Source organism: Arthrobacter parietis (genome assembly GCF_039530425.1).
Classification (GTDB): Bacteria; Actinomycetota; Actinomycetes; order Actinomycetales; family Micrococcaceae; genus Arthrobacter_D; species Arthrobacter_D parietis.
On record NZ_BAAAON010000002.1, the window covers coordinates 179,540 to 185,892 of the forward strand.

Below are 6,353 nucleotides of genomic sequence, written 5' to 3' on the forward strand. Positions count from 1 at the left end.
GCTATGCGAGCGTGATGAACGTCTGCATGAACAGTTCGAAGTCCGCGTAGTCGTCCGCCTGCTCGAGGTGGAGTTCCTGGTGGCGTGCAGGCTGGAAAATGACGTCCGGCTGAACCCCGAAGCGGAACGTCCTGCCGGTGTTTGTTGCCACCTCGTAATCGCCATCCGCCAACTGAAAGGCGTGGGCGAGGTTGGTCATGTTCAATTCGACTGGAACGCCGCCGCCGGTCAGGGTCTGCCCGTTGACGGGAGCCACCATGATCTCCGTGGGTTGCCAACGGTATCCGACGACGTAGTACCTCGGTGCGCTGATTCGCGTCCCGTCGGCGTCCCTGCCTTCGCGGCGAGCGTTCACAGCGAAGATGAGGTTGTAATCGCCGTAGTTAAGGATTTGGGAGTCGAAGATTCCGCGGAGGATGTTCTTCAGGGCATCGCTTCCGGGCTCGTCCTGTGAAGCGTGCGGCAACTGGGGAATCATTTTCGGCCTGGGTAGGGAAGTGCCCGCGGGACGGCTGGTCGGTATGCGGCCGCCGATGGCCGGCCGCACGTGGTCCGCGCCGACCACCCTACCCGAAATAAGCGGTGTCCATTCGGCCGGCGGGCGCGCTGAACGCCGGCCGCCTGTGACGCAGCACACCCCTAAGATGGGCTTAATAGGTCGGTCACACGCGCAGGGCGCACCTGCTTTCGGGCCTAGACTTTTACCCATGAGCGTGGATAGCGAAGCCAAGGCAACACCGGATATCAAGCCAAGAAGCCGTGCGGTCACTGATGGCATGGAGCGGGCACCTGCCCGAGGCATGCTGCGTGCAGTGGGAATGGGTGATGACGACTTCGCCAAGCCGCAGGTCGGCGTCGCGAGCTCCTGGAATGAAATCACGCCCTGCAATCTCTCCCTGAACCGCTTGGCCCAGGGCGCCAAGGAGGGCGTTCACGCGGCCGGCGGGTTCCCTATGCAGTTCGGAACAATCTCCGTCTCGGACGGCATCTCCATGGGCCACGAAGGAATGCATTTCTCGCTCGTATCCCGCGAGGTCATCGCCGACTCCGTTGAGACAGTGATGGAAGCGGAGCGCATTGACGGGTCGGTGCTTCTGGCAGGCTGTGACAAGTCATTGCCCGGCATGCTCATGGCTGCTGCGCGGCTGAATCTCTCGAGCGTTTTCCTGTATGCCGGCTCAATCATGCCGGGCTGGGTGAAGCTGGAAGACGGCACAGAGAAGGAAGTCACCCTGATTGACGCTTTCGAAGCCGTCGGGGCATGCGCGGCTGGAAAAATGTCGAGGGGTGACGTCGACCGCATCGAGCGCGCAATCTGCCCTGGTGAGGGCGCCTGCGGAGGTATGTATACCGCCAACACGATGGCCTGCATCGGTGAAGCGCTCGGTATGTCACTGCCCGGTTCGGCAGCGCCGCCGTCTGCGGACCGCCGTCGGGATGAATTTGCCCGAAAGTCCGGCGAAGCCGTCGTGAACCTGCTGAGACGAGGCATCACAGCGCGGGACATCATGACCAAAAAGGCGTTCGAAAACGCCATTGCTGTCACGATGGCCTTCGGTGGATCCACCAATGCAGTCCTGCACCTGCTCGCCATCGCACGCGAGGCGGAGGTGGATCTTACGCTCGATGACTTCAACCGCATCGGCGACCGCGTTCCGCACCTGGGTGACCTCAAGCCGTTCGGCCGCTACGTCATGACCGACGTGGACAAGATCGGCGGCGTGCCGGTGATCATGCGTGCCCTTCTGGACGCCGGACTCCTCCACGGAGACGTGCTGACGGTGACGGGCAAGACCCTCGCTGAAAATCTCGAGGCGATCAATCCGCCGGACGTTGACGGCAAGATCCTGCGTGCCCTGGATAACCCCATCCACAAAACCGGTGGCATTACCATCCTGCACGGCTCGATGGCTCCGGAAGGTGCGGTGGTGAAGAGCGCAGGCTTCGACGCAGAGGTGTTCGAAGGTACTGCGCGCGTCTTCGAACGCGAACAGGGGGCCTTGCAGGCTCTCGCTGCGGGGGAGGTGAAGGCGGGGGACGTCGTCGTCATCCGGTATGAGGGCCCCAAAGGCGGACCGGGCATGCGCGAAATGCTGGCCATCACCGGAGCCATCAAGGGCGCGGGACTGGGCAAGGATGTACTCCTACTGACGGACGGTAGGTTCTCGGGCGGCACCACCGGGCTGTGCATCGGCCACGTGGCTCCCGAGGCAGTGGACGGCGGCCCCATTGCGTTCGTCAAGGACGGGGACCGTATCCGCGCCGATATTCCGAACAAGACCTTCGACCTGCTGGTCGATCCCGAGGAACTGGAGCGCCGGAGGGTCGGTTGGGAGCCGCTTCCCGCCCGGTACACCAGGGGAGTGCTGGCGAAGTACGCGAAGCTGGTGCATTCAGCCTCCGAGGGCGCCTACACCGGCTAATCTGCGCCGGTTGGAAACCGGAACTGAAGACGACGACGGAGGCTGCGCGCCGGCGTCGTCGTCTTCAGTTAGTGTCCAGTAACTGGAATGGTTGTCCATATAGTGAGACGGTTCCGGGTGTTGTTGACACTGCTGGCGAGGGAGTGAAAACTACAGGTATGCAGTTCGTATCCGTAGTCCTAGTTACCAAGCGCGTGGCCTAAAAGCCCGGCTGGTACGTCTACGTCACGCGCAAACCCCTCGCAGAGCCCACCAGGCTGAGGGGTTTTTTTGTTCCCACCGAACAGATTCGCGCAGTACATTTGCGCAGCGATCAAGCTGTGCTGGATACAAAGGAAGTTCAAAGATGTCCAAGGGATCGCCCATCAGCCCGGCGCTGATGGCAACCAGACAACCCGCTCCGGCGGCACCGGTCCAGCAGCCGGGCAGGGACAACGCGGCTCCTTCCGCGCCCGCCAGTCCGGTGCTCGGGCTCAACCGCGTGGTGCCGCCAACCCAGATGACCGGATCCCAGGCGATTGTCCGCGCCCTTGAGGAACTCGGCGTTGATGACATCTTCGGCCTTCCCGGAGGCGCAATTCTTCCGACCTACGACCCGCTGATGGCCTCTACCAAACTTCGGCACATCCTCGTCCGCCATGAGCAGGGCGCCGGGCATGCGGCCCAGGGCTACGCCATGGTGACCGGGCGTCCGGGGGTCTGCATTGCCACGTCCGGGCCTGGGGCCACCAACCTGGTCACCGCAATAGCGGATGCGCATATGGATTCGGTGCCGATGGTGGCCATCACCGGCCAGGTATCCAGCGCCGTGATCGGATCGGATGCGTTCCAGGAAGCGGACATCGTCGGCATCACCATGCCGATCACCAAGCACTCCTACCTGGTGACCAAATCACAGGACATTCCCCGGGTTCTCGCTGAAGCATTCCACATCGCTTCGACGGGGCGGCCGGGACCGGTGCTCGTGGACATCGCAAAGGACGCCCAGGTCGGCGCGATGTCCTTCTCCTGGCCACCGAAAGTTGACTTGCCCGGCTACCGCACGGTGGTACGGGGTCACGCCAAGCAGGTCCGCGAGGCCGCCCGGCTCATCATGGCCTCGGAACGTCCCGTCTTTTACGTGGGCGGCGGTGTGGTCAAGGCCCATGCGGCAGCAGAATTGCTCGAGCTGGCGGAGCTGCTGGGCGCACCGGTTGTCACCACGCTGATGGCCCGCGGGGTTTTTCCCGACTCCCATCCGCAGCACGTCGGCATGCCCGGCATGCATGGCTCGGTGTCCGCGGTGACTGCCCTTCAGCAGTCGGATCTGCTGATTACGCTCGGCGCGCGGTTCGACGACCGCGTAACCGGTGTGCTTTCGAGCTTCGCGCCCGGGGCGAAAGTGATCCATGCGGACATCGATCCTGCCGAAATTTCGAAGAACCGGACGGCCGACGTACCGATTGTCGGCTCGGTGAAAGAGATCATTCCGGAGTTCACCGCGGCACTGCGCGAGCAGTTCGCCGCCTCCGGCGCGCCGGACTACAGCGCCTGGTGGATGGTGCTGAACCGGCTCCGCGAGAGCTACCCCATCGGGTTCACCCAGCCCGAAGACGGGCTCTCCGCCCCGCAGCACGTCATCCAGCGCATCGGTGAGCTCACCGGACCGGAGGGCGTGTATGCGGCAGGCGTTGGCCAGCACCAGATGTGGGCAGCCCAATTCATCAACTACGAGCGGCCGCATGCCTGGTTGAACTCCGGCGGCCTGGGCACCATGGGTTATGCGGTTCCGGCCGCCATGGGCGCCAAGGTCGGCAACCCTGACCGCGTGGTGTGGGCGATCGACGGCGACGGCTGTTTCCAGATGACCAACCAGGAGCTGGCCACCTGTGTGATCAACAACATTCCGATCAAGGTCGCCGTGATCAACAATTCCTCCTTGGGCATGGTGCGCCAGTGGCAGACCCTGTTCTACGAGGGCCGCTACTCGAACACGGACCTCAACACCGGGCACAACACCGTGAGGGTTCCGGACTTCGTGAAACTTGCCGACGCCTACGGCTGCGCCGGACTGCGTTGTGAGCGGGATGAGGACATTGATGCCACCATCCAGCAGGCACTGGACATCAACGACCGGCCCGTTGTGATCGATTTCGTGGTCAGCCGTGACTCGATGGTGTGGCCTATGGTCCCCACTGGCGTCAGTAACGACCTCATCCAGATTGCCCGCAACATGACCCCGGACTGGGAGCAGGAGGACTAACAATGGCCCGTCATACCCTTTCCGTTCTGGTCGAGGACGTCCCGGGCGTTTTGACCCGTGTCGCAAGCCTGTTTGCTCGACGCGCCTTCAACATCAACTCACTGGCCGTCGGTCCGACCGAAGTAACCGGGATGTCCCGGATAACTGTCGTGGTAGAGGCAGAAGGGGACCTGCTTGAGCAGGTCACAAAACAGCTGAACAAGCTCATCAATGTGATCAAGATTGTCGAGCTTGTCCCCGAATCCTCCGTGCAGCGGGACCACATCCTGGTCAAGGTCCGCGCGGATGCCGCAACACGGCTGCAGGTAACCCAGGCAGCAGACTTGTTCCGCGCTTCAGTGGTTGACGTGTCCACCGACTCGCTGATCATCGAAGCCACCGGCACTGCCGAAAAGCTTTCCGCGCTCCTGTCAGTGCTGGAGCCGTTCGGCATCCGCGAAATAGTGCAGTCCGGAACCCTGGCGATCAGCCGCGGCGCCAAATCGATGAGTGACAGGGCGCTCAGGAGCGCCTAGCCAGCAGCGCGAACTTCACTCTCAATACCTCAACCACGCCGGTCCACGTCAGGTGGGCGGCACAATCACATCACAGGAGAAACACAAGTGACCGAGTTGTTCTACGACGACGATGCAGACCTTTCGATCATCCAGGGCCGCACCGTGGCTGTTATCGGGTACGGCAGCCAGGGCCACGCCCATGCGCTGAGCCTCCGCGACTCGGGCGTTGACGTCCGCGTGGGCCTGAAGGAGGGCTCAAAGTCCCGCGCCAAGGCGGAAAGCGAGGGCCTGCGCGTCCTCAATGTCTCCGACGCCGTTGCCGAAGCCGACCTCATCATGGTCCTGACGCCGGATCAGGTCCAGCGCCACGTCTACGCTGAGGACATTGCTCCCAACCTGCAGGCAGGTGACGCCCTGTTCTTCGGTCACGGGTTCAACATCCGCTACGGCTACATCCAGCCTCCGGCCGACGTGGATGTTGCCCTCGTTGCGCCGAAGGGCCCGGGCCACATTGTTCGCCGCGAATTCGAAGCGGGACGCGGCGTTCCCGACCTGATCGCCGTTGAGCAGAACCCGTCCGGCAAAGCCCGCGAACTGGCACTGTCCTACGCGAAGGCAATCGGCGGCACCCGCGCGGGCGTCATCGAGACAACCTTCACCGAAGAGACCGAAACCGATCTTTTCGGGGAACAGGCTGTCCTGTGCGGCGGCGCGTCCCAGCTCATCCAGTACGGTTTCGAAACACTCACCGAGGCCGGCTACAAGCCGGAGGTCGCGTACTTCGAGGTACTGCACGAACTCAAGCTGATTGTTGACCTGATGGTGGAGGGCGGCATCGCCAAGCAGCGCTGGAGCGTCTCCGACACAGCAGAATACGGTGACTACGTCTCCGGCCCGCGCGTCATTGACCCGTCGGTGAAGGAAAACATGAAGGAAGTTCTCGCGGATATCCAGAACGGTGCCTTCGCCAAGCGCTTCATCGATGACCAGGACGCGGGTGCGCCCGAATTCGAGAAGCTGCGCAAGCAGGGCGAGGATCACCCGATCGAGGCAACGGGCCGCGAACTGCGCAAGCTGTTCTCGTGGATCAAGACCAACGACGACTACACCGAAGGTTCAGTCGCCCGCTGATCATCGTTGTTGACACCCTGGAGGCGACGGCCGGACCGGCGGAGTATCCCGCCGGTCCGC

At 62.9% G+C, this 6,353-nt stretch carries 5 protein-coding genes; 4 read left to right on the forward strand and 1 reads right to left on the reverse strand.

What is annotated here, in order from left to right; genetic code table 11:
• Nucleotide 1 precedes the first annotated feature (1 nt).
• Nucleotides 2-478 carry a hypothetical protein gene (locus ABFX19_RS09020; RefSeq protein WP_277358551.1) on the reverse strand — a complete coding sequence of 159 codons (477 nt, stop codon included), beginning with the start codon at nucleotides 476-478 and terminating at the stop codon, nucleotides 2-4.
• A gap of 229 nt (nucleotides 479-707) precedes the next feature.
• Here ABFX19_RS09020 and ilvD point away from each other — a divergent pair, with 229 nt between their 5' ends.
• The 4 genes from ilvD to ilvC all read left to right on the forward strand — a co-directional run bounded on the left by ilvD (nucleotide 708) and on the right by ilvC (nucleotide 6,293).
• The gene (gene ilvD, locus ABFX19_RS09025; protein ID WP_346028142.1) at nucleotides 708-2,423 is read left to right on the forward strand and encodes a dihydroxy-acid dehydratase; all 1,716 of its coding nucleotides are present in this window, start codon (nucleotides 708-710) and stop codon (nucleotides 2,421-2,423) included.
• Between the two features lie 346 nt (nucleotides 2,424-2,769).
• Nucleotides 2,770-4,665, forward strand: coding sequence for an acetolactate synthase large subunit (locus ABFX19_RS09030; protein WP_277358549.1), 1,896 nt, complete (start codon nucleotides 2,770-2,772; stop codon nucleotides 4,663-4,665).
• Between the two features lie 2 nt (nucleotides 4,666-4,667).
• Nucleotides 4,668-5,180: an acetolactate synthase small subunit gene (gene ilvN / locus ABFX19_RS09035; RefSeq protein ID WP_056548179.1), complete on the forward strand. Its 513-nt coding sequence runs from the start codon at nucleotides 4,668-4,670 to the stop codon at nucleotides 5,178-5,180.
• Nucleotides 5,181-5,267: 87 nt separating this feature from the next.
• Entirely contained in the window at nucleotides 5,268-6,293 is a 1,026-nt protein-coding gene (ilvC, locus tag ABFX19_RS09040) for a ketol-acid reductoisomerase (RefSeq protein WP_056548180.1), read from the forward strand.
• Nucleotides 6,294-6,353 lie beyond the last annotated feature (60 nt).